Origin of the sequence: Streptomyces sp. NPDC058664 (genome assembly GCF_042716635.1) — a bacterium.
Classification (GTDB): domain Bacteria; phylum Actinomycetota; class Actinomycetes; order Streptomycetales; family Streptomycetaceae; genus Streptomyces.
This window is the reverse complement of sequence record NZ_JBHXRW010000196.1, coordinates 1-1783: the sequence shown is the minus strand read 5'-3', so window position 1 is coordinate 1783 and position 1783 is coordinate 1. Positions and strand designations below refer to the sequence as shown.

General features: G+C 70.2%; 1 protein-coding gene. It reads left to right on the top strand.

Annotated elements, in window-relative coordinates; translation table 11 throughout:
- Positions 1–1783, top strand: a 1783-nt coding sequence (locus ACFWUY_RS41475) for an acetolactate synthase large subunit (protein WP_384122179.1), incomplete at its 5' end; no start/stop codon positions are given.

Here is a 1783-nt window from a genome sequence, read left to right as displayed (position 1 = left end):
CACCGCCGTCGAGCACGTCACGGGCGCGCAGGCCCTCATCCGTTCTCTCGAGGAAGTGGGCGCCGACACCGTCTTCGGTATCCCCGGCGGCTGCATCCTCCCGGCCTACGACCCGATGATGGACTCGAAGCGAGTGCGTCACATCCTGGTCCGTCACGAGCAGGGCGCGGGCCACGCCGCCACCGGCTACGCCCAGGCGACCGGCAAGGTCGGCGTCTGCATGGCGACCTCGGGGCCCGGTGCGACCAACCTCGTCACCCCGATCGCCGACGCGCACATGGACTCCGTCCCGCTCGTCGCGATCACCGGCCAGGTCGCCTCGAAGGCGATCGGCACGGACGCCTTCCAGGAGGCGGACATCTGCGGCATCACGATGCCGATCACCAAGCACAACTTCCTCGTCACCAAGGCCGAGGACATCCCGCGGACGATCGCCGAGGCCTTCCACATCGCCTCCACCGGCCGTCCGGGCCCGGTCCTGGTCGACATCGCCAAGGACGCGCTCCAGGCGAAGACCACCTTCAGCTGGCCGCCGCAGACGGACCTGCCCGGCTACCGTCCGGTGACCAAGCCGCACGCCAAGCAGATCCGCGAGGCCGCGAAGCTGATCTCCGCCGCCAAGCGCCCCGTCCTGTACGTCGGCGGCGGCGTCATCAAGGCCGGCGCCACCGGCGAGCTGAAGATCCTCGCCGAGCTGACCGGCGCCCCGGTCACCACCACCCTGATGGCCCTCGGCGCCTTCCCCGACAGCCACCCGCTGCACGTGGGCATGCCCGGCATGCACGGTGCCGTCACCGCCGTCACCGCGCTGCAGAAGGCGGACCTGATCGTCGCGCTCGGCGCCCGCTTCGACGACCGCGTCACCGGCAAGCTCGACAGCTTCGCCCCGTACGCCAAGATCGTCCACGCGGACATCGACCCGGCCGAGATCGGCAAGAACCGCGCCGCCGACGTCCCGATCGTCGGGGACGCCCGCGAGGTCATCGCCGACCTGGTCCAGGCCGTCCAGGCCGAGCACAGCGAGGGCAACAAGGGCGACTACACCGCCTGGTGGAGCGACCTGAACCGCTGGCGCGAGACCTACCCGCTCGGCTACGACCTGCCGGAGGACGGCAGCCTCTCGCCGCAGCAGGTCATCCAGCGCATCGGGCAGCTCGCCCCCGAGGGCACGATCTTCACCGCGGGTGTCGGCCAGCACCAGATGTGGGCCGCCCACTTCATCGACTACGAGCAGCCGGCCACCTGGCTGAACTCGGGCGGCCTGGGGACGATGGGGTACGCGGTCCCCGCCGCGATGGGCGCCAAGGCCGGCCTGCCCGACCGTCCGGTCTGGGCGATCGACGGCGACGGCTGCTTCCAGATGACCAATCAGGAGCTCACGACCTGCGCCCTGAACAACATCCCGATCAAGGTCGCCATCATCAACAACGGCGCCCTCGGGATGGTCCGCCAGTGGCAGTCCCTCTTCTACAACCAGCGCTACTCCAACACCGTCCTGCACTCCGGCCCGGACGACGTCCAGGCGAACAAGGGCACCCGCGTCCCCGACTTCGTCAAGCTCTCCGAGGCCATGGGCTGTGTCGCCCTGCGCTGTGAGGACCCGGCCGACCTGGACAAGGTCATCGCCGAGGCCAACGCCATCGACGACCGGCCGGTCGTCGTCGACTTCATCGTCCACGAGGACGCCCAGGTCTGGCCGATGGTCGCCGCCGGCACCTCGAACGACGAGGTCATGGCCGCGCGGGGCGTCCGCCCCGACTTCGGCGACGGCGAAGACGACTGA